Source organism: Candidatus Sororendozoicomonas aggregata (genome assembly GCF_031528575.1).
Lineage (GTDB): Bacteria > Pseudomonadota > Gammaproteobacteria > Pseudomonadales > Endozoicomonadaceae > Endonucleibacter > Endonucleibacter aggregata.
On record NZ_JAVLSP010000049.1, the window covers coordinates 1 to 21,069 of the forward strand.

General features: G+C 48.6%; 15 protein-coding genes and 1 tRNA gene. 5 read left to right on the top strand and 11 right to left on the bottom strand.

Annotated elements, in window-relative coordinates; all coding sequences use genetic code 11:
- Positions 1-250 precede the first annotated feature (250 nt).
- Positions 251-1,552 (top strand): hypothetical protein, encoded by a 1,302-nt coding sequence (locus tag V4C51_RS10485; RefSeq protein ID WP_330926108.1) that lies wholly within the window; start codon positions 251-253, stop codon positions 1,550-1,552.
- A 241-nt stretch (positions 1,553-1,793) separates the two neighbouring features.
- Here the strand turns inward: V4C51_RS10485 and secF are convergent, their stop codons facing one another.
- From secF to queA, 6 genes are all read right to left on the bottom strand, one after another.
- A complete protein-coding gene (gene secF / locus V4C51_RS10490; RefSeq protein ID WP_330926109.1) occupies positions 1,794-2,762 on the bottom strand; it encodes a protein translocase subunit SecF in 969 nt (322 codons plus the stop codon).
- A gap of 10 nt (positions 2,763-2,772) precedes the next feature.
- The gene (gene secD, locus V4C51_RS10495; RefSeq protein ID WP_330926110.1) at positions 2,773-4,641 is read right to left on the bottom strand and encodes a protein translocase subunit SecD; all 1,869 of its coding nucleotides are present in this window, start codon (positions 4,639-4,641) and stop codon (positions 2,773-2,775) included.
- A gap of 135 nt (positions 4,642-4,776) precedes the next feature.
- Positions 4,777-5,124 (bottom strand): preprotein translocase subunit YajC, encoded by a 348-nt coding sequence (gene yajC, locus V4C51_RS10500; protein ID WP_330926111.1) that lies wholly within the window; start codon positions 5,122-5,124, stop codon positions 4,777-4,779.
- Positions 5,125-5,376 (bottom strand): hypothetical protein, encoded by a 252-nt coding sequence (locus V4C51_RS10505; protein WP_330926112.1) that lies wholly within the window; start codon positions 5,374-5,376, stop codon positions 5,125-5,127. It abuts the gene before it with no gap.
- A 123-nt stretch (positions 5,377-5,499) separates the two neighbouring features.
- On the bottom strand, positions 5,500-6,627 hold the full coding sequence (gene tgt / locus V4C51_RS10510) for a tRNA guanosine(34) transglycosylase Tgt (protein ID WP_476577895.1): 1,128 nt from the start codon (positions 6,625-6,627) through the stop codon (positions 5,500-5,502).
- A gap of 34 nt (positions 6,628-6,661) precedes the next feature.
- Positions 6,662-7,687 carry a tRNA preQ1(34) S-adenosylmethionine ribosyltransferase-isomerase QueA gene (gene queA / locus V4C51_RS10515; protein WP_330926114.1) on the bottom strand — a complete coding sequence of 342 codons (1,026 nt, stop codon included), beginning with the start codon at positions 7,685-7,687 and terminating at the stop codon, positions 6,662-6,664.
- A 345-nt stretch (positions 7,688-8,032) separates the two neighbouring features.
- Between queA and V4C51_RS10520 the strand changes: the two genes are divergently transcribed.
- Positions 8,033-8,118 (top strand) — tRNA-Leu (locus V4C51_RS10520).
- Between the two features lie 107 nt (positions 8,119-8,225).
- Here the strand turns inward: V4C51_RS10520 and V4C51_RS10525 are convergent.
- Entirely contained in the window at positions 8,226-9,098 is an 873-nt protein-coding gene (locus V4C51_RS10525) for a hypothetical protein (RefSeq protein ID WP_330926115.1), read from the bottom strand.
- A 306-nt stretch (positions 9,099-9,404) separates the two neighbouring features.
- Here V4C51_RS10525 and V4C51_RS10530 point away from each other — a divergent pair, with 306 nt between their 5' ends.
- The gene (locus V4C51_RS10530; RefSeq protein ID WP_330926116.1) at positions 9,405-10,112 is read left to right on the top strand and encodes a phosphorylase family protein; all 708 of its coding nucleotides are present in this window, start codon (positions 9,405-9,407) and stop codon (positions 10,110-10,112) included.
- 127 nt (positions 10,113-10,239) lie between these two features.
- Entirely contained in the window at positions 10,240-11,874 is a 1,635-nt protein-coding gene (locus tag V4C51_RS10535; protein ID WP_330926117.1) for a hypothetical protein, read from the top strand.
- Positions 11,875-12,577: 703 nt separating this feature from the next.
- Here the strand turns inward: V4C51_RS10535 and V4C51_RS10540 are convergent.
- A complete protein-coding gene (locus V4C51_RS10540; RefSeq protein ID WP_330926118.1) occupies positions 12,578-16,141 on the bottom strand; it encodes a DEAD/DEAH box helicase in 3,564 nt (1,187 codons plus the stop codon).
- A gap of 519 nt (positions 16,142-16,660) precedes the next feature.
- Here V4C51_RS10540 and V4C51_RS10545 point away from each other — a divergent pair.
- The gene (locus V4C51_RS10545; RefSeq protein WP_330926119.1) at positions 16,661-18,142 is read left to right on the top strand and encodes a hypothetical protein; all 1,482 of its coding nucleotides are present in this window, start codon (positions 16,661-16,663) and stop codon (positions 18,140-18,142) included.
- Positions 18,143-18,204: 62 nt separating this feature from the next.
- Here V4C51_RS10545 and V4C51_RS10550 read toward each other — a convergent pair whose 3' ends face one another.
- From V4C51_RS10550 to V4C51_RS10560, 3 genes are all read right to left on the bottom strand, one after another.
- Positions 18,205-18,639 (bottom strand): YchJ family protein, encoded by a 435-nt coding sequence (locus V4C51_RS10550; RefSeq protein ID WP_330926120.1) that lies wholly within the window; start codon positions 18,637-18,639, stop codon positions 18,205-18,207.
- A gap of 12 nt (positions 18,640-18,651) precedes the next feature.
- Positions 18,652-19,341: a 7-cyano-7-deazaguanine/7-aminomethyl-7-deazaguanine transporter gene (locus V4C51_RS10555; RefSeq protein ID WP_330926121.1), complete on the bottom strand. Its 690-nt coding sequence runs from the start codon at positions 19,339-19,341 to the stop codon at positions 18,652-18,654.
- Positions 19,342-19,647: 306 nt separating this feature from the next.
- Positions 19,648-20,442: a substrate-binding domain-containing protein gene (locus V4C51_RS10560; RefSeq protein WP_330926122.1), complete on the bottom strand. Its 795-nt coding sequence runs from the start codon at positions 20,440-20,442 to the stop codon at positions 19,648-19,650.
- Positions 20,443-21,069: the final 627 nt, after the last annotated feature.

The following is a 21,069-nucleotide window of genomic DNA, read 5'->3' on the forward strand; positions in this document are numbered from 1 at the left end:
TCTAAGGGAGTTTTGCTCAGTCGACCGTACTCCCCGGTACGGCGCTCCTTCGCAAAATCCCTTAGAACCGCAAGGTTTCGCGCAATTCTCAGGGCAGTTTATGAAATATCCGGGCTAAAAAAACAGGCGCTGCGCCTGTTTTTTAATGGATAATAACTCTGCCTGTATTACCCGGCTTTTGCTCATTTCCCTCTGCTGATATACGCTTAAAAAATGACTTGCTTAACTCTGACTTTATGGGAAGGATACCATGTCATTGCCACTTAGCGATCGTGTTGAGGCTTTTAAACAAACTTACTTCAACTATCTGGAAACACACACAGATATCCCCTTGAAAAAGCTGAGGGCTCTTAACAAAGCCTGTGGCAGCTTTTGCACCCGAAAGGTTATGGAGTGGGACTGCGCGCAAACCATGCGACCACCAAGGCAGCACGATGACCTGGGTGCTCTGGATAAACCACTGACTCACCGCAGACCCTCTCCATCACCTGAAGGTAATGCCTTAACGCCAGCGGAGCCTGAGACCGGAGAGCGAACCTCTCCCGCTTCTTCTCAAAAGGTTGCCAGCGACAGTCCTCGAGAATCTGCTTTAAATGCCAGTTTGGATAACGCTGTTCCAGAAACTGAGTTATTGACTAACCCGGCGGCTAAAGACAAAAGAAAATTAAGACCGCCAAGAAATCATCCCAGACCTTCTGCCCAGGCGAGAAAAAGGAACGCGACAACATTTCAAAGCATTGATGCCTTGTTGATGTTTATGCAAAAGGGGATGAAACCCGATGATTATCAAGCCCTTGGCAAAGCCTACAGGCACCCCAAAAAAGAGACTTCACCCCAAAAGCACCTAATGAACTGTTGTCGGGAGATTGTGCAAAAAAAAGAGAGCGCCCTCAAACAAAAGCATGTGTCGTTCCTGGGGCAGGCATGCAAGCTACTCTCACACGCTGATTTGACCGAACTGTATAACATTGCGTCGAAGAAAAAAAACCCATCATTAAAAACGGTCGTGGCAGCCCTCAAACCTTTTTTGAACAAGCAGTATTTCTTGCCAGCCGCCGAGCGTATTAAAGCGACCATCAGAGAGGGGGATGGTGTACTGAGGAAAGAGCCTGCGCCAAAGCCTTATGAGCGACTTTTAGCAAACCCTGATACGGTGGAAATCAACGACTTTTCACGGCTTTACAAAGATCACTTAAAGTCACAGAACATTTTTTCCGAAGATCGCTACCGCCAGGCGCAAGACTTATACGCCAAAATAGACAGGGAACAGCCTGAGCAGTGTCAACAATTTGCCAGTGAGGTACTGCGCGGTTGCTCCCCCTATCAGCAGACGCTACTGCAAAGCGCTGCTGAGATATATCACATCGTTGCCAGTGAAGAAGGCCCCAGGGGAGCTCAGTCCATGGACACCAACGGTCTGCTGACGGTGTTAATGCCAAACATATTGCAGCCCCCCACGGATACGCCCCTTGCTGAGATTTCCAAAAATCTGGTGCGTGACCGCCAGCTTCTTAAGACATTGATGGAATATATGCCGGTAAATAACGGATAAAGTAACCGTTACTGGCCTGATAATCTGGCTTAACCTTGTTCCCACGCTCCGAGAGGGTGGGAATACTTACCTTCTTCACCACAAGTGGCAGACTTCTGGCAATCCCTTTTGCCCTTAGCCGGTCGTTGTTAAGACAGAATGAGAGTGATGCGGCCTCGGGGCATTGAGACTACCTGATGAATGAAAATGGGTAACTGATGACTGCGCGCCGGGCATAAGCCCGGCATGGAATCACCGGTGATCAGGGTCTTTTATCCATCTCTTCTTGTTTTACCGGTAACAGCAAGTCTTCCCGGCTGATTTTCAAGTACAGTAACAAGTTCGATGCAATATAGATGGAGGAGTAGGTTCCCACACCAATACCCACAATCAGTGCCGTGGCAAAATTGTGGATCATCTCGCCGCCAAACAGAAACAGCGCCAGTAAGACCATCAAGGTGGTACCCGAGGTGGCCAGGGTTCTGCCGAGGGTTTGGGTCAGGGAGACATCGATAATGTCTGAGGCTGTGCCTTTACGGCGCTTACGGAAGTTCTCACGGATACGGTCATAGACGATAATGGTATCGTTAAGGGAATAACCGATAACCGCTAAAATGGCGGCCATGACCGTCAGGTCAAACTGTAGCTGCAACAGCGCGAACAATCCGAGTACGATAATGCTATCGTGAGTCAATGCCACGACCGCCCCCACAGAGAACTTGAACTGGAAACGGAAGGCAATATAAAGCATGACCAGCCCCAGCGCCATCAGCATTCCCAACCCACCCTGCTCGCGCAGGCGCTCACCCACCTGAGGACCAACATATTCCACCCGCTTGGTCTCCACCTTGCCCTCGTAGTTGGCAGCGAGCATTTGGGCGATTTTATTACCCAGTGCCGGATCGTCACCGGGCATACGGATCAGCACAGTACTGGCTGAGCCAAACTCCTGCGCACTGGATTCCGTATAGCCTGCTTTGACCAGTTGGGCCCGGACATTTTCGGTATCCACGGGTTTATCATAATGCAGCTCCAGCACCGTACCGCCGGTGAAATCCAGCCCCCAGTTAATGCCCCGAGTGACCAGAGAGATCAAAGAGCCTACCACCAAAATCACCGACAACACCGTTGCGAAGGTGCGCAGCTTCATAAAACCGATGATTTTCTCATCCGGGCGTGCGTCTGGCGAGGTAACGTCAGTATCAACAGTTTTGCTTTTTCTCTTGCCCATGACAGCCTCCTCAGATAGACAGTTTTTTGATGTTGCGGCCGCCATAGACCAGGTTCATTTGTGCCCGGGTAATGACAATGGCCGTAAACATGGAGGTCAGAATACCCAGAGACAGGGTGACAGCGAAGCCTTTTACCGGGCCTGTGCCCACCGCAAACAGGATGATCCCCACAAGTAATGTGGTGATATTACCGTCCATAATGGAAACAAAAGCACGATCAAAGCCATCATGAATGGCTCGCTGAATGGGCCGGCCATGTTTAATTTCCTCACGTATTCGCGAGAAAATCAGCACATTGGCATCCACGGCCATACCCAGGGTTAAGACAATACCGGCAATGCCTGGCATGGTCAGTGTGGCGCCCACCAGGCTCATTACCGCCGTCAGTAGCATCAGATTGCAGGCCAGGGCAATGTTCGCCAGAATTCCGCTGACACGGTAAACCACGGTCATAAACATCACCACCATAATCAAACCGATAATGGTCGAGGTAATACCCATGGCAATGTTCTCAGCACCGAGGCTGGGACCGATGGTTCGCTCTTCAGCAAAGTACATGGGCGCCGCCAGGGAGCCGGCCCTTAACAGCAAGGCTAACTCGGAGGCCTCAGCCACGGAATCGAGGCCAGTAATGCGGAACTGGTTACCGAGGGCGCTCTGGATCGTTGCCAGGCTGATAATGTGCTTCTCTTCAATAAAACCAGGCACTTTTACCTTTACTGGCTGACCATTTTCCATCCGGGTTTCAGTGCGAGTGTAGGGTTTTTGCTCAACAAATAACACCCCCATGGCACGCCCGATATTATTGCGGGTTGCCCGGTTCATCTGGGCGCCACCATCACCATCGAGGCTGATATTCACCTGAGGCTGGCCGGTTTGCGTGTCAAAATTTGATTGGGCACTGGCAACCTGATCACCGGTAATGATGATATCTCGCTCCAGCATGACCGGCGGACGGCGGGGATCTCGGAAATCAAACGCTTCTGAGGATGTTCTTGAGGCGTCAGGCCTTGCCTGTAAACGGAATTCGAGATTGGCAGTTTTACCCAGAATACGCTTGGCTTCTGCGGTATCTTGCACACCTGGCAATTGTACGATAATGCCGGTTTTACCCTGACGCTGAACCAGCGGCTCAGACACGCCCAGTTCATTTACGCGGTTCCGAACGGTATTGAGGTTCTGGCGCACGGCATAATCTTGAATCTCTTTAATACCGGCATCAGAGTAGCGGTAAGATAAAGCAAAGCGACCACCGTTGGACACACCTTCAACAATAAAGTCAGGGAAGGTTTTCTTGATTTGCGCCATGGCCTGATCACGTGTTTCCGCATCTGAAAAGGCTAGCTGATAGGCACCATCTTGACGGTCAGCCATGGTGCGATAGCGCAGCCGTTCTTTTCTCAGCAGGGTACGGATCTTCGCGCTGGCGATTTCCATTTTGGTTTTCACCGCCTTGGCGGTATCGACTTCCAGCAGGAAATGCACGCCACCGGAAAGGTCAAGACCCAGCTTCATGGGCGAGGCGCCAATAGCTGTTAGCCAGGAGGGGGTCGTAGGAGCAAGGTTGAGGGCAACCACATAGTCATCACCAAGGGTGTTTTTAATGATAGACTTTGCCAGTTGCTGCTGGTCGCTTTGCTTTAAACGAATCAGCAGGGAATCCTCAGTCTTGTCTTCACGCTTCACACTGATACCGGCGTTTTTGAGGGCAGCGATTGTCTGCCTGGTAACAGCGTCAGTAATTTTACTGGAGCTGTTTGCGCCTGTGATCTGAACGGCCGGATCAGCGGGATAGAAATTGGGCAGGGCATAAATAAAGCCCCAGACCAAAACGGCTAGAATAAGCAGGTACTTCCACAAGGGGTAGCGATTGAGCATGGCTCACCGGTCCTGATAGTTTTTTGAAGTGCCAGGCTTTCCCTGGCACAGTCCATTTCGAATAAAAATCACAAACTGTCTTCTGACCCGAATTGCGTCCGCAATTTTTTCGAAGGTATCTTTAAGGGCATCGTATTACTTGATTGCCTTGATGGTACCTTTTGGTAACGAAGAGGCAACAGAGGCTTTCTGGAAGTTCAGTTCGATATTATTAGCGACCTGAAGGGTCAGAAAGTCGTCTGTAACATGGGTTACTTTGCCAACGATACCGCCGCTGGTGACAACCTCGTCACCTTTGGACAAGTTGGCCAGCAAATTCTTGTGTGCTTTGGTTCGTTTGCTCTGGGGGCGCCAGATAAGCAGCCAGAAGATAACGACAAAACCACCCAACATCACCAGTTGACCAATCATGCCCGGACCGGTCGGTGCAGCCGGTGCAGCAGCCGCGCCCTCAGCATAGGCCATACTGAATAACTCTACCATTCAAAGAACTCCTGTATAACGATAAGACTCGCGTTGGTGAAAAGTATTGTGCATTAGCATAGCAGCAATTACTTTCTCATTTTTTACAACCTGATCCTGCATTAACCAGGAGCCTGTCGGACTTGAGACAATTTCGGCCTGAAATCCAGAAAGCGCGAGAAAGCGCGGCCAGAATTTTATGCTCGAAAGCATAAGTCCGACAGGCTCCTGGCAGTGGATCTGGCTGCCTTTATTTTCCATGATATTACTCATGATCCTCGCCAAAGGCAGACTTTTAAGGCAGCCGCTTAAGGTAAGGTGCTGGTATTATAAAACCTGCCATTTTTTTATTGCTACTTTCCATTGCTACTTTCATTGCTACTACCCCACCGGGATTTACTCCGCTCCACCGCCATAAACGGGTACAGAGCGCCCCTGTTTCGCATAGAACCCGGTTACAAAGTCACTCAATGTACCTTGTTCGATAGCTGCCCGCAATCCGGCCATGATCCGTTGGTAGTAACGCAGATTATGAATAGTGTTCAACATTGACCCCAGAATTTCACCACACTTGTCCAGATGATGCAGATAAGCGCGGCTGAAATTCTGGCAAGTGTAGCAGTCACAGTGCTCCTCGAGGGGGCGAGTCTCTTTTTTATGGACGGCATTACGGATTTTAATCACGCCCTCATCGGTAAACAGGTGACCATTACGGGCATTGCGCGTTGGCATGACACAGTCAAACATATCAACACCACGACGGACAGCCTCGACAATATCCTCAGGTTTGCCGACACCCATCAGGTAGCGCGGGTGATCCATGGGGGTTCGTGGGGTGATATGGGATAAAATTCGCATCATATCCTCTTTGCTTTCACCCACAGACAAGCCGCCAATGGCAAAGCCGTCAAAACCAATGTCCACAAGGCCGTCCAGGGAAAGGTCGCGCAGGTGTTCAAACATACCGCCCTGGATAATACCAAATAAGGCGGACGGGTTATCCCCGTGGGCTGCTTTGGAGCGCGCGGCCCAGCGCAAGGATAACGCCATGGATTCCCGGGCAACCGCTTCTGTGGCATCACCGGGGGTGCATTCGTCAAAAATCATGACGATATCGGCGCCAAGTTGCCGCTGAACATCCATGGAAATTTCCGGACTTAAAAAAACCGGCGAACCATCCACCGGTGAGCGAAAAGAGACGCCTTCTTCGGTAATTTTACGCAGCTTGCCCAGACTGAACACCTGAAACCCCCCTGAGTCTGTCAAAATGGGACCCTGCCATTGGTTAAAATCGTGCAGATCGCCGTGTGCCTTAATGATGTCCGTGCCCGGGCGTAGCATCAGATGGAAGGTATTACCCAGAATAATCTCCGCGCCAATCCCCTTGATATCCCGGGGTAGCATCCCCTTGACAGTTCCGTAGGTTCCCACGGGCATAAAACACGGGGTTTCCACTGTGCCCCTGGGAAACGTTAACCTGCCACGCCTGGCCTGACCATCGCTGGCCAGTCGCTCGAACCGCATAAAGCATTCTCTGCTCATTGCTGATAGACTCCTTCTAGTCCTTTCGGGTTAACCACATGGCATCGCCATAACTGAAAAAGCGATAACCCTCCCTGACAGCCTCTTCATAAGCGGAAAGAATGGCAGACTGACCAGAAAAAGCGCTGACTAACATTAGCAGGGTTGATTGGGGCAGGTGAAAATTGGTCACCATGGCATCCACCGTTTTAAAGCGGTAGCCCGGGTAAATAAAAATATTGGTATCGCCGTAACAGGGCGAGATTTCGCCATTTTGTGACGCGCTTTCGAGGCTACGGACACAGGTTGTGCCAACAGCAACAACGCGCCCGCCATTTTTGCGGGTGTCACGGATAGCCGCGCACGCAGATTCGGACACTTCAATATATTCCGAGTGCATCACATGGTCTTCGACTGCTTCGACGCGGACCGGCTGAAAGGTGCCCGAGCCCACATGCAACGTGACAAACGCTTTGTTAACTCCCTTCTTTTCCAACCGCTCCAGCAGTGCCTCATCAAAATGCAGACCGGCTGTTGGCGCTGCCACAGCACCGTCCTTTTCAGCAAAGACCGTCTGATAACGTAATCGGTCAGCCCCTTCGTCATCACGGTTTATGTAAGGTGGCAGGGGCATGTGACCAATGTCCTGGAGTAACGAAAGCACAGGCTGATCAAAAGCCACCATGAATAATGCCCCCCGGCGCCCTGTTACCGTGGCGACTACCCCTTTGTTTGCCAACAGAATACGCGAGCCAGGCCTGGGCGATTTGCTGGCACGAATATGAGCAAGGACGTCCATTTCCCCCGTCACACGCTCTACCAGCAGCTCTATTTTGCCGCCTGATTCCTTGCGACCATAAAGCCTTGCCGGAATCACCCGAGTATTGTTCAGTACGAGCAAATCACCTGGCTGTAGCAGGTTTTCTATATGGAGAAACTGGTGATGACGTAGCTTACCGGATGGACCGTCAAGACACAGCAAACGACTACCTGTTCGGTTTTTGGCAGGGTAGCGGGCAATCTGCGCATCGGGCAGATCGAAATCAAAGTCTTTGACTTGCATGAAAAGGACAATTAATACCGACAAAAGGTGAGCAAGGATACTGTACTCAGGGGGGTGTTGTCAGTCTGTGATTGATCTTTTGAAACCGTTGATTTCTGATCCTGCTTTTATTGGGCTGAACCAACGCTTAAGGTGCTGATAATAGAATCGTTGACTTGGCCAAGTCTACTATACTCGACCGCAGGCGTTTTTTTTCGGGGGTTGCAAAGTGGGAGGCGATCCGTATAATTCAGCATCACTGGTCTTGCGGTGGCAGGGGAGATACGGTGGCTGCTAAATGCTGACACAGTATCAGGGCACCACAAACCCCGCGGATACAGGTTGAATATGACAGTGTAATGTCATGCCGGTGTGATGGAATTGGTAGACATGAGTGATTCAAAATCACTTGCCCTCTGGGCGTGGCGGTTCGAGTCCGCCCACCGGTACCAATGAACAACGTTACGTCTGATGCAATGTCACTCGTTGCCAAACCCCGTTAGATGAATGACCTCTATCAAATCATTCTTAACGGTCTTGTTAAAGGCCTTCTTAAAAGTTATTTCGCTGGCACCACCTGAAGTCCCTGTGGCGGACTCATGTTAATAAACACTTGTTCTCCGGGAGCGAACCGATGCCATAACCCGGGGTCACAGGTAAAGCTGAGGGGTCTGAATTTTACCCCCGGCTTATGCCCGTAGACGTGATATTTGCCAGGTTTAACATTGAATATCAGGACACCGCCATCTTTAGAGGTGTGTTTTAACCCGCCAATGGGGATGGTCTTTCCCATAAATTCGCGAAAGTAAAATAGCTTGTCGTAATACCTGTTGTCAGTATTTTGCTCATGACCCTCAGGGGCAAGGGAGACCACGACACCGGGTTCACCCTGGGGCGCGTCATACAGGGTTTTATGAAGCCCGGTGACGGTAATCAGCACCTGACATTTATTGCGGTCAAGGTGATGAACAACAGGCGGTGTTAACGCAGAGTATTGCGCAATGCGCTCAGCAACGCGTAAAAAAACAGTGTCGATGGCCTGGTAAGAGATATTATGGTATAGGCCAATGGCCTTAGTGCCTTTGTGGCCAAGGTTAATGGTTGCGCTTTGGGAGGTTTGATACCCTCTTTTTTCGAAAAAAAGGGTTATTTTCTGATCTTTTGGATAACAAAAGCCGTATGTGCCCTGAGCATCTGTCTTAATATAGGCAAGCCCCGGGTTGCAAGCCTGAATATTTTCATACGGTACGGGAATAACACGAACATTGGCTAAATTAGTGACTTTACCCAGCGCTTGAGCAAAGCCTGTTACAGGGACGCAGCCAGGCTGGCATAGCGGTGTGATGGGGTCGACGGGGTCGGAATTACTGGAGAAGGTGGGACTGGAGAGGCTTAAAAAAACTACCAGTCCCGCAAATCTGAGTAGACACATAATCTGGACTTCTGAACGTTTTAGGTAACGGTTGGGCAGTCATGAAAGAAACCGCAAAGTATAGGAAGTGATAAATTCTCTACTGTGATATGGATACTTTATTTTCTTGATCAGTATAGTAAAAATTCCCCTGACTTCTATCCTTTTTACAAGTGCCCACGATTTTCGTCGGTCAGCCTTTAAGTCGATTTTTTAATATCTGTGGGACAATGACTCCTCCTTGGCCGTGAAACGCATAGCCAGTACCGGTGGTACCCGGGTGTTTTATTTGTCCTCCATTTTTTATCTATACACCGTTTCATTAAGATGAAAAACATCACGCTTATTGTTGCCATGGAACAGGAAGCCCTGCCGTTGATACAACGATTACAGTTGTTGAATGTTTCCAGGGCCGATGCCAGGTTGCCCTTTAACGTCTACTGCGGGGGTTATAAGACACTTAACGTTTGTCTTATGAGCCATGGTATTGACCGTGTTCACAAGGTGCCGTGTGTCGGGACACAGGCCGCGACACTGGTGACTATGGAGGCAATTCGATGTTATCAGCCTGATCTGATCATTAATGCCGGCACCTGTGGTGCCTTTGCCGCTAAAGGGAGTGCCGTTGGGCAAGTGTATATGGGGGAGCGTATCCGTTTTTATGATCGGCGAATTCCCCTGGGAGATTATAAAACCTATGGGGAAGGGCATTACCCGTGCCCTGAAGGGGTTACCTTGGCAAGGGCAATAAATTTACCCCTGGCCGTTGTCTGTACGGGTAATTCACTGGATATGTCGCCCACGGATGAGGCCATTTTGCGGCAGGAACCTGTTGTGGCAAAGGAGATGGAAGCGGGGGCCGTCGCTTGGGTGGCTTCCCTTTATTCGGTGCCGGTTGTGGCTATCAAGGCGGTCACGGATTTAGTGGATCATCCCGTGGCTGCGCCAGAGCAGTTCAGCCACAACCTTCAGCGGGCGGCAGAAAACCTGTGTCACCCGGTTATCGCGCTGCTGGATGAGTTGAGCCGGCGGTGACGTGTCTACAACCCCTTTGGTTTCCGGCAGATCAGCCCGGCGGGTAAGCCCTGGTATTTTATCAATGTTCGACTATGTTCCTTCAGAATAAACACTATTGATTTAATCCGGGTAGGGAGTTTCTCGAATGATAATAAAAACGCTATCTCCAACAGGGCTGCTGGCTCTTGTTGTTCTTTGCTATGGCAGTGTTTTCCCGAATCATGGAACGTGCGGAATAAAAGGCGATTCTCAGGAGTTTGCTTCTTTGATACTCAAAAGATACGGACAAGAAGGGCAAAGAACCGTCAATTCGGTGCTAAGCGCCCTTGAGGCGTTAGGCTCACGCCCGGGTATTGAGAGTGAGGGTCTTTGTCTGCGCTGGCTTCCTGAAAACAAAGAGTTGGAAATCCTCAACTCATCAAGCATTCCGATGGGTGATATAAGGGCAGCTATTGATCGATATCAATACAGTGGCTGGCGTCCAGCGTTACATAAGCATGAAGGGGAAAACTATACGATGACTTTGAGTTGTATAACCCGTCCCCAACGAGGCAGCCAGTCAGAGGATGGGTCAATGCTCTACAGGCAATTTGTGGAGCGAAACAAAAGTGCCGACGAACAAAAAAGTGCCGACAAAAAAAATGACTTACCAGTTACAGCTCTTGAATCTTTAACTGACCATTCAACCCGTGAATATGGATACCAAGCCTTGGGAGTCTCAAACCCAACGAGTGATAAGGCTCCACCTGTTCCCTGTATCAGTAAATCTCGAGCCAGGCCTTATAATCCCCCCAGCGGCTCCTATTGGACGACTTCAATTTGTAACAGCGCCGCCGCCAATTACTTTGCGACTTATGCCAATATACCCCACGGGGCGAACCCAGAATGGGTGGATATTGGGAACCAGAAACTGATCACTCTTGATTTATCGCAGTCATTTATTGAACCGGACGAAAAGCTGTCTCCCCAGTGTCACCTGATAGACCATAACTTTGATTACCTTGCTGATTTTCTGAAAGAACGCCCCGCCATTAAATACATTGTTGATATTGGCTGTGGTACTGCAGGAAAATCCCTTATCATGCAACATTATTTAAATGCGCAGGGATGCGATATTACCGTTGTCCCGGTAGATATTCATAATCCCTACAGGGATATTGACGTCGATAAAACATTGCCCATCAATTTAATCCCAGCCCAGGATATTATCGGTGCCTGTGGGGATTCAACCTTATTTACTGTCTTGCGCCCTTGCTCAGGTTCATCTGTTTACACTGAGCAATTGAACAAAGAAATAGTGAAAAATAAAAAGCAATATTACATCACGTCATTAATAAAAAATAACCCGGGTTGTTTTGTATTTGCCAGTGGAGATGACGACCATTCAAGACCGCAGAAGTATATTCCTTTAGAGCTGGTCTACACGAAACATTTCACCGCGACGGTTAGAGATCGCTGCAGGGCAGATCTGATAACAATGGCACAACAGATAAACACGGGAAATGGCATTATCGGGCAGTTAAACCGGGTGCTTGAAGCGCTGCCATCGCAAAGGGAGAGTTATTTGGACGCAATAGCTGAAAAAAAGCAAAACCTGAAATACAGTATAGAAAGACACCCCGAGTCTTCATGGCCGGTTATCATTTTTAGGGATTATCTGGACGACCTTTTATCCAGTCATGGCTTGGCGACATACGATGAAATTATGCAGGAAATAGAAATAAACGATTTATTAATGACTGGCTGGCATGTCTATCGTCAGGATAATCCCCCGCTATAAAGAGGGTGTCGCAAAAGCCTCAATGCGTTCCGGCGTCATCCCGTATAGGGAGTATACGGGATCTATGCCACAAGGATGTGAATCACTAAACCCGCATGATACCAAGGGGTAGACTGCCCTCCCTGGCGCATGGTTCCTGTACAATCTCTGTACAGGATGACGGTGCGGGGTGTATTTCAGAGTTTTGTGACACCCTCTAAACTGAGTAAGCATTCGGTAGCGGCATTGCCATGAACAATGGGGAGGCGTCAAAAGCACTTCGTTGAATCTGATCGGATTGCTCCGGCTGAGGCTGTGCGCAGGGTTTGCTCATTTAACGCTGACGCAATAGCAAGTCCACGGCTCGGCTGCGAAACGCCAAGTCAGTATCTGTTTATCAAAACACGGTGGATTTGATCGTTTCTTTTGTCATAAAGTGCGCTGATAGGAAAAACAATTAAAGATACCATGCTACCTGCATGGCAGTGATACCCATACAGTCGTCATTCCCGCGAAGGCGGGAATCTACCAGAAAATGGACGCCTGCCTTCGCAGGAGTGGCCAAAGTGATGGTTGTATGTCTATTAACGCTTGTTTGCACTAGCAAGAGATAGGAAAAATTTCAGGGTGTCGAACTCATGTTAAATAGTATTGGTTTAATCTGGGTGATGACTTTTCTGTATGAGAATAAAAATGCCCTCTCCAGTAGGGCTGCTGATTGTTTTTATCTCTTGGCGGCTAATGGCTCAAAGAGCACATCCAGGTCTTCGGCGGTAATTGAGAGTTTTTTCTTACCGGCACTGTCACCGTATACGGCATCGGCAATGGCCCGTTTTTTCTCTTTCAAGTCCTGAATTTTTTCTTCTACTGTCCGCTCAGTCACTAACTTATAGACAAAGACTGGTTTGTCCTGACCAATCCGGTGCGCTCTGTCGCTGGCCTGATCTTCAACGGCGGGGTTCCACCAGGGGTCATAATGAATCACCGTATCAGCAGCGGTAAGGTTAAGCCCGGTGCCTCCGGCCTTCAGGCTGATTAAAAACACGGGGACATTGCCTTGTTGGAAGGCGTCTATGGGTTTGCTGCGGTTACCGGTTTGGCCTGTTAGTTTAACCCAGTCAATTTTAGCCCGATCAAGGCGTGCCTGAATGACCATCAGCATGGACGTGAATTGCGAGAAAACAAGAATCTTCCGGCCTTCTTCCACCATGGGTTGAACCAGGTCCATCAGCAAGTCGAGCTTGGCGGATTCTCGTACGGTTTTCGCCTGTTCCACTTTTACCAGTGACGGGTCACAGCAGGCCTGACGCATTTTTAACAACGCATCAAGAATATAAATCTGTGAACGAGCCAGGCCTTTTTTCTCGATTTCTTTTTTGACCTTCATCTCCATACTGGCACGGATAGTTTCGTACAGGTCACGTTGTTTGCCTTCGAGCTCAGTGGTGCGCACAATTTCGGTTTTTGATGGGAGCTCTTTGGCAACCAGATCTTTACTCCGGCGAAGCATAAACGGCGCAATACGTTTTTGCAGGCGTTTAGCGGGTTCTTTTTTACCGTGCTTCTCAATGGGCGTGCGGTAAAAACGGCTAAAGTCGCGGCTGGCCCCCAAAAAGCCGGGCATTAAAAAATCATAAAGTGACCAGAGTTCGCCGAGATGGTTTTCCATGGGGGTGCCGGTCAAACACAGCTTATGGCTGGCAGGAATGTGGCGTACGGCTTTTGCGGCTTTTGCATCGGGATTTTTAACCGCTTGCGCTTCGTCCAGCACCAGTAAATGAAACCGTTGTTTAATCAGCTGCTCAAAGTCTCGCTGAATAATACCGTAGGTGGTCAGTATCAGCTGAGCCTGTGGGAATGCCTCCAGGTCACGGCTGGTGCCGTGATAGGTGAGCACATTCAGGTCGGGTGTGAACCGCTCGGCTTCGTGACACCAGTTGTGCAGCAAGCTGGTGGGGCACACCACAAGGCTGGGGGGCAGGTCATCACCGAGACGTTGTTTTTCCAGTTGCAGGTGGGAGAGCGTTTGTAACGTTTTACCCAGCCCCATATCATCGGCCAGAATACCGTTTAAGCCGTACTCCCTTAAAAACTGCAACCACGATAATCCTTGCTGCTGGTAAGGGCGTAGCTCTGCTTGCAGGGTTTTAGCCGGTTTGACGGCTTTGAGCCGCTTAAACCGTTTGAGTTCTTTGGCGAGTTTTTTGAGTTTTTTCCCACCGGCCCAGGGTAAGCCCAGCTGGCTTTGCAGCTCATCCCACAGTTGCGCGTGGTGGTTTTCGATACGGTAGTCATCCAGTGGTTTGTCACCGAATAACTCCAGCAAGGTGGATGCGATCAGGGTTAAGCGCTCAGCGGTCAGTTTGATGAATTTACCACCGGGTAAGGCAACAGGCACTTTGCTGCCTTTTTTCAGCTTTTTAAGTTCTTCAATAGCGGGTAAACGGTGCAGTTGGCGGGCAATGACAGGCAGCAGGTCAATGGCTTCACCGTCAACGGTAATACCGAGCTTCATGGTGAACCAGGGGTTGTCTTCAGATTCTTCGAGCTCGGCATACCAATCGCTTTCCTCAATAGCGGCAAACTGGAAGGGGAAGTCATCGGCTATTTCGATGATCCAGCCTTTTTCTTCCAGCTCGGGCAACTCGTTGTTGACAAACCCCAGCCACTGTTGCTCGTAGTTGTCGGTATTCGGTAGTGATGTTAATAAATCAGCAGGGCTAATCTCGTTAATGCCCACCGCTTCAAGGAGGGTTTTAGCTGGTCGCAAGTGCGAAGACAGCGCATAAATGGCTTGCTGTTCCATGGCTTCATGCCGTGGAATAATCGCCTCGCCCGATTGGGTGGGCAGCGTGTTGGCACTATCGCCGTGATCTACCCGTTGGCCGTTATAATCAAACAGCAAATTGGCTTTTGCCAGGGTTTGTGTCCCATCGGGTGTATCGAACAACGCACTGCCTTTACGCGAGGTCTGTTTAGCCTGCCAGGGAATACTACTGAGGCTGAGTACCGGGGTTGGGGTGACTTTTTGAACGCTGATGGCCTCAGGCTGCCTGACTGTCTTTGCCACAGCCGCCGGTAGAATCTCTGACAGCACTTGCTGCGTTCTGGCAATACTGTCGTTATCGAGGGGCGGGGCTTGCAGCAACGTACTGAGAACGTCAGTCTCTGGCGCATTGATTAACGGCCCACACGTTGCCCACCGTTGAGAGGCCTTGAGGTAGTAAGGTGGCTCTGTGGTGATGAGATTTAGTTGATGATTATCCTGGCTTTCATCAAAAAGCGCCGGTGTTTGATGGCCGTCTTCATTAATGAGCCAGCGTACTTCAGGTTGAACAGGGTCACCTTGTTCAATAGCGAGTTTGCTCTCGCTGTCAAGCCATAAACGACCGGTGGCGATTATTTGTTCGAGCAGTGTCGCACCTGTCTCACCTTTAAGGACGATCTTACTGTTGCAAGAGGCAATCAGGTTTTCCATATAGGCGAGTTTGACGATTTTCTTATCTTGCTCATCAAAGCTTTTAGGCCATTTAGGTGTGTTTTGATAATAAGTATAGGAAAACAAATCCAGACTGATCTGACTGGAGGGTTTGCCAAAGCCGCCTTTTTTCAGCTGGCGGCAACTGTGCAGGCTCACTACGACATTGCCGTTTTTACTGAATGCTGGTAAGTATACAATGGACATGCTGTTTTGCTGTGCCGGAGCGTGCGGTTGGGCAGGATCTCTGGCTGACTTTTGCAGTCGTTCCAGCCATTGCGTACTTCGTGCTGTGAGGGCTTTTTGATCTTGCTGTGCTGATGACTGTGGGCGGAGTAGGGTTGATTGTGTTTTTGTCGGAGCCATTCCCAGCTCTTCAAGGTTGACGCCCATTTGTTGCATCAGTGTCATGATACCTTTGATGGAATCGGGGGCTGTCCCATTGGAAGCCGCGTTAAGCGCTTCCGCGAGATCAACAAACTCTTCCGAGTCACACTTATTGATGAGGGCATTGACTTTATCAGCCCCGTATTGACGATCCGCTTCGAGCAGCAGAGCAAACACATGCTTACAGTTATAGCCCACAGGGCAGGAGCAGAAGCCTTCTACGATGTCATCGTCTTTGCCGTCTGGGCTAAATTCAATCGTTACCTCATAGGGTTTTCGTCTACTGCCTTTGACCTCGCCGTAAATCTCACAGTCCCCTTCATTGATCTCAACCCACCGGACATGCCCGGTATTAAAGTACCTGCGACCTCGGTTACGGGTTTTTTGGTCAAAAAGTCGCGGCAAGTTAAGGTTTAGTGACATGGCAGACTGAGGCTCCGGTCAAAAAGCAAGCGGTAATTCGCTGGAGGGCAAGTAAAGCATGATCCGCCGTTGAGCACAAATCAGCTTTCGAGACAAGACAATAATAGTGAATGTTATTATCAGGCAAATATACGTCTTATGACGTGCTTATTGAGGTAAAGTGTCCGAAGTGCAATCAGGCTGATATTTTAAAACAGGGTTTTGGGAGAAAAGGAAATCAGCGTTTGCAAGGAATAAGTATTTGGACGCAATAGAACAGATAGAATAAAGCAAAGCCTGAAATCCACAGTAAAAAGAGGACACGAAAAATTACGGCAAGATTTCATTTTCTTTTGTTATTTCAACATTTTTTTATCCAGTCAGGGGTTGGTGACATACGATGAAATTAAGTCGTAGATAAAGAAAAAAATCTATCAATGGTTTGTTGGCATCGATGCTTAGTCTGGCATTTTATCAATGTTCGGCTATGCTCCCTGAGGGTAAATCGTATTGGTTTAATCTGGGTGGGGAGTTTTCCGTATGAAAATAAAAATGTCTTCTCAAATAGGGTTATTGGCTGTTGTTATTCTGTTTTATGGCAGTATTTTCCCGAATAATGGCATGTGCGGAAAAACAGGCGACGCTCAGGGGGCCGCTGATTCTTTGAAAGTTGATAGATACGGAGAAGATGGACAAAGAGCCATCGATGATATGGCAGACTCCCTTAAGAAGTTAAGTTTACGCTTGGGTATTGAGGGTGAGGGTCTTCGTCTGGTCTGGTTGCCGATAGAAGAAAAATTGGAAATTCTCAACTCATCAGGTATTCAAAGGAGTCTAATAGAGGCAGCCATTTGTTTTCAATGTAGCTATTTCCATGATACATCGTTACGCACAAATGAAAGGGGAAACTTTACGATTGGCTTGTACAGCTATTCAGGTCGTGACGACGGAGACGGAACAGACGAAATGATGTCTTTTTGTGACGACGGAACAGACGAAAGAATGACTTTCAGATCAGCCTGCGAACAACACGAGCTATGCAAACAGGTCGAAGAACTGGGTATTGTGGGTATCGAAGAACTGGGCATTGTGGGTATCAGTAAATCTGAATCCAGACCTTATAAGGTGGAACCTGAGCCTGAGTTTGTGGACATTGGCAACCAGAAACTGGTGCTCCCTGATCCTACGCAGCCACTTTCTGATTCTTTTGATAATTTCCAACGGACAAACCATAACTTTAATTACCTTGCTGATTTTTTGAAACAACACCCTACCATTAAGTACATTGTTGATATTGGCTGTGGCGGTGGGAGAATATCCCTTCTCATGCAACGCTATTTAACTATTCTGGGATGCGGTATTACCGTTATCCCGGTAGATATTCACTATCCCTATAAGGATTTTGAGGGTGATAAAAAACAGCCCATCAATGTAGTTCCGGCTCAGGATATTGCCGGTGCCTGTGGTGATTCAACGTTATTTATCGTCTTGTACCCCTACACGGACTTACCTCAATATAGTGAGCAATTGAACAAAGACATAGCGGAAAAGAAAACGGAATATTACATCACGTCATTAATAAAAAATAACCCGGGTTGTTTTGTGTTTGTCAGTGATGAAGGTGACAGTCTGTCAAAACCGCAGAATTATATTCCTTTAAAGCTGGTCTATACGAAACATTACACCGCGGAGGTTAGATATCGAGATCGCGATAGAACCGATCTGATAACAATGGCACAGAAGATGAGCGAGGGAAGTGGCATTATCGGGCAGTTAAACGAGGTGCTTGAAGCGTTACCCTTTCAAAGTATAAAAGGACACCCCGACACTTCGTGGCCGCATGTCATTTTCATGGAATATTTGAATGGCGCTTTATCCAGTAAGGGCTTGGTGAGTTACGATGAAATTATGCGGGAGATAGAATTAAACGATTTATTAATGACTGGCTGGCATATCTATCGTCAAGATAAACCCTTGCCACAAACCGAACCAGTACGCGGCTCAGCGACATTGCTGCCATGAACAATTGGGGACTCAAACTACCTTGTTGTTCCCAGTCCTTGTCCCAGTAGGAGACGTCATTTCTACCGATTTCCCTTTGGTGCTTTTGGCAGTGAGGGGTGAATATAATACCAGCGCCCCTGCTTCTTGATAAAATCAGAAACTTCATGCAGAAACTGCTCCCTCTGGCCCGGTGCGGCGATATACCAGGCTTTAAATTCCACAACACCGCTTTTGTCCTTGATTGAGCCTTTTGTGGTTTTGATAATAGCCAATCGAAGCCAGTGGGTAGTATCTGCTTTAAGTAATGCCTTTTCTTTTTTAAGAGCGGGTTGTTGCGGGGGGAGTGTCGTGCTGATAATGTAATCCACGTTTCCCAGAGCGTAAGCGCTGTAGCGGGAGCGCATTAACTCCACCGCTGTTTCGGGGGATTTTCCATCATGGAATGGCCCGCGGCAGTGGGTATAAGCCAGTTGACTGCCGCAGGGGCAGGCCGTTGGGGATTGCGTTGTGATCATATCAGGCAATTATCAGGCAATGGGTGAAGTCAGTGATATGCCAGGCAGCCGGCGCTCAAGGTAAGACAATAATACACCGTACAAGGGTAGGGATAAAAACAGGCAGGCAATGAGTTTAAAACCATAATCCAACAGGCCGATTTCCACCCAGTTATTCGCCATAAAAGCATCTGTGCTTTGATAAAATGCTACCGAGTAAAAGGCCGCGGTATCAAGGGCGTTACCTGCGATGGTGGACATGGCCGGTGCTACCCACCATTGTTTTAACCGGCGTAATCGGTTCATCACGGTGACATCCAGTAACTGGCCGGTAAGGTAAGCTGAAAAGCTGGCAAAGGCGATGCGGGCAACGAACAGGTTAAAGACGGCTAACGCCTCCACTCCCTGATAAACACCCTGCTGGAATAAGACAGAAATACCATAGGAGAAGATCAACGCGGGCACCATGACGCAGGCAATGACGCGTCGGGCGAGGGGAGCTCCGTATAGCCGAACGGTTAAATCTGTCGCCAGATACACCAGTGGAAAAGAAAAGGTTCCCCAGGTGTTGTGAAAGTCGGCAATGTCAACGGGTATTTGTACCAGGTAGTTACTCAACGTCAGCACACCCATATGAAATACCACGAGGGAAAGGAAGACACAAAGGGGGGCGATAGCCAGGGTATCATTCAACAGGCGTGGCAGGAATGATGGTTTTAGCATAGGTATCAATGGTGGTTGTTGGGCTGGTTTTATCGGGTATCCTAGCAGCCTGTCGGACTTAAGACAATTTCGGCCTGAAATCCAGAAAGCGCGGCCAGAATTTCCGATCAATTTGCTTAAATAGGTCAACTATTCGCACAAATTGATCGAAAATTCTGACTCGCCCTACTGAATTTTATGCTCGAAAGCATAAGTCCGACAGGCTCCTAGGACGTCAGGCTTTGTGATTTTGTACCAACGACAGTGATAGTGCATTTAATTTTCACGGTTATAGTCGTCTTTACTGAAGCTGTAAGCGACAATAATTTACTTTGTCCAGCCCTCTTTGTAAAAGTACTTTGCAGCTTCCGGGCTAGTCAGGTAAGTAATAAATTTACTGGTGGCTTTATCTGCACCTTTGGTCTGAGCAACAGGCAGATCACGGTAGATTCTTCGTTCAGGCTCAATGTTCACTAAATCAACTTTGTCAGGGTTTGTCAGTGGCCAGTGCGCCCAGGTGATCCAGGCATCGGCACCTTTTAGGAAGGCTTTAAAGCTGGCACCACTGCCTTTTTCGAAGCTGATAATTTTGCTGCGAATATTTTTGACATCCTCTATAGAACCCAAACGGCCAGCAATATCTTCCCAGACACCGGTACCTGAGGTGTTGTACACGCCCTTTCCTTCAGTCACTACAATTTTAACCGGTTTATCCAGCAGGTCTTTAAAACTGTGAATGCCTTTCGGGTTGCCTTTTTGAACAGCAATGACGGCTGGACGGATATACAGCGGCTTAACGTCTGCTTCAGTGATAAAGGGGTAGGTTTCTACAAAGGCGGACATGGACTGTTCAGAGGAGCCAAAAATAAGATCCGCATCTTTTTGTGCCTGCTTTGTCCATTCGGACTCAGGCCCGGCAGTAATAATGACTTTTGTTCCGGTTTTTGCCTGGTAGGCTTTAGCCGCCGCTTTCAGCGCAGTATCTGGTCCACCCGGGCCGTAGACATGAATCACACCATTGTTGGGGTTGTGCTTGATGGAAGCATCTAACTCAACGGCATTGGCAAACTGCATAGTACCGAGCAGCAGAGTACTCCCTAAAAGGCTGACTATCTTTTTCATAGGGCTTTCCTGAGTTTCCTGGGTTTCCTGAGTAGGTGGGTGATAGAAGACTATCTTCTAGTACCCCGTGTTAAAGACCATAGGGACGAACCGGAAATCCAATTGGATGCAAAAAAAGGCAAGATTGTTTAAAAAATTAAGAAGGCGCCTGAAAGTCTGTGCGCAGTGAGGATCAGGGAAAACGGATTATAAAAGTCAATGCTATTCTATATCGGTCGATGTTGAAAGGTAAATACTCAGGCCAGTAAGATGGTTTTTTTATTTTCTTGCAGCGACCTCTGCTGGGGCCATTCATTGTTATAACTGGCATGGCTTTTTCCAGCTTTTCGCCCGGATTGAGAACGCTCAGGACGGCTTCTTTTCGTCTTGAAACGCATAACCCACCTTTCGCAAATGTCTGATAAAGTGTTATTAAACACCATAGTTTTTCTCACAGAGTCCCGTTAGCATGTGAATTTGACAATGCTTATTAAAGCCTCATGTATTCATTAGTGGACTAGGAGCCTGTCGGACTTATGCTTTCGAGCATAAAATTCAGTAGGGCGAGTCAGAGTTTTCGATCAATTTGTGCGAATAGTTGACCTGTTTAAGCAAATTGATCGGAAATTCTGGCCGCATTTTCTCGCA

Bases quoted from the DNA above. Each gene is read 5' to 3' on its own strand.
- V4C51_RS10485 (WP_330926108.1), top strand. From the start codon at position 251: ATGTCATTGCCACTTAGCGATCGTGTTGAGGCTTTTAAACAAACTTAC.
- secF (WP_330926109.1), bottom strand. From the start codon at position 2,762: ATGGGCAAGAGAAAAAGCAAAACTGTTGATACTGACGTTACCTCGCCA.
- secD (WP_330926110.1), bottom strand. From the start codon at position 4,641: ATGCTCAATCGCTACCCCTTGTGGAAGTACCTGCTTATTCTAGCCGTT.
- yajC (WP_330926111.1), bottom strand. From the start codon at position 5,124: ATGGTAGAGTTATTCAGTATGGCCTATGCTGAGGGCGCGGCTGCTGCA.
- V4C51_RS10505 (WP_330926112.1), bottom strand. From the start codon at position 5,376: ATGAGTAATATCATGGAAAATAAAGGCAGCCAGATCCACTGCCAGGAG.
- tgt (WP_476577895.1), bottom strand. From the start codon at position 6,627: ATGCGGTTCGAGCGACTGGCCAGCGATGGTCAGGCCAGGCGTGGCAGG.
- queA (WP_330926114.1), bottom strand. From the start codon at position 7,687: ATGCAAGTCAAAGACTTTGATTTCGATCTGCCCGATGCGCAGATTGCC.
- V4C51_RS10525 (WP_330926115.1), bottom strand. From the start codon at position 9,098: ATGTGTCTACTCAGATTTGCGGGACTGGTAGTTTTTTTAAGCCTCTCC.
- V4C51_RS10530 (WP_330926116.1), top strand. From the start codon at position 9,405: ATGAAAAACATCACGCTTATTGTTGCCATGGAACAGGAAGCCCTGCCG.
- V4C51_RS10535 (WP_330926117.1), top strand. From the start codon at position 10,240: ATGATAATAAAAACGCTATCTCCAACAGGGCTGCTGGCTCTTGTTGTT.
- V4C51_RS10540 (WP_330926118.1), bottom strand. From the start codon at position 16,141: ATGTCACTAAACCTTAACTTGCCGCGACTTTTTGACCAAAAAACCCGT.
- V4C51_RS10545 (WP_330926119.1), top strand. From the start codon at position 16,661: ATGAAAATAAAAATGTCTTCTCAAATAGGGTTATTGGCTGTTGTTATT.
- V4C51_RS10550 (WP_330926120.1), bottom strand. From the start codon at position 18,639: ATGATCACAACGCAATCCCCAACGGCCTGCCCCTGCGGCAGTCAACTG.
- V4C51_RS10555 (WP_330926121.1), bottom strand. From the start codon at position 19,341: ATGCTAAAACCATCATTCCTGCCACGCCTGTTGAATGATACCCTGGCT.
- V4C51_RS10560 (WP_330926122.1), bottom strand. From the start codon at position 20,442: ATGAAAAAGATAGTCAGCCTTTTAGGGAGTACTCTGCTGCTCGGTACT.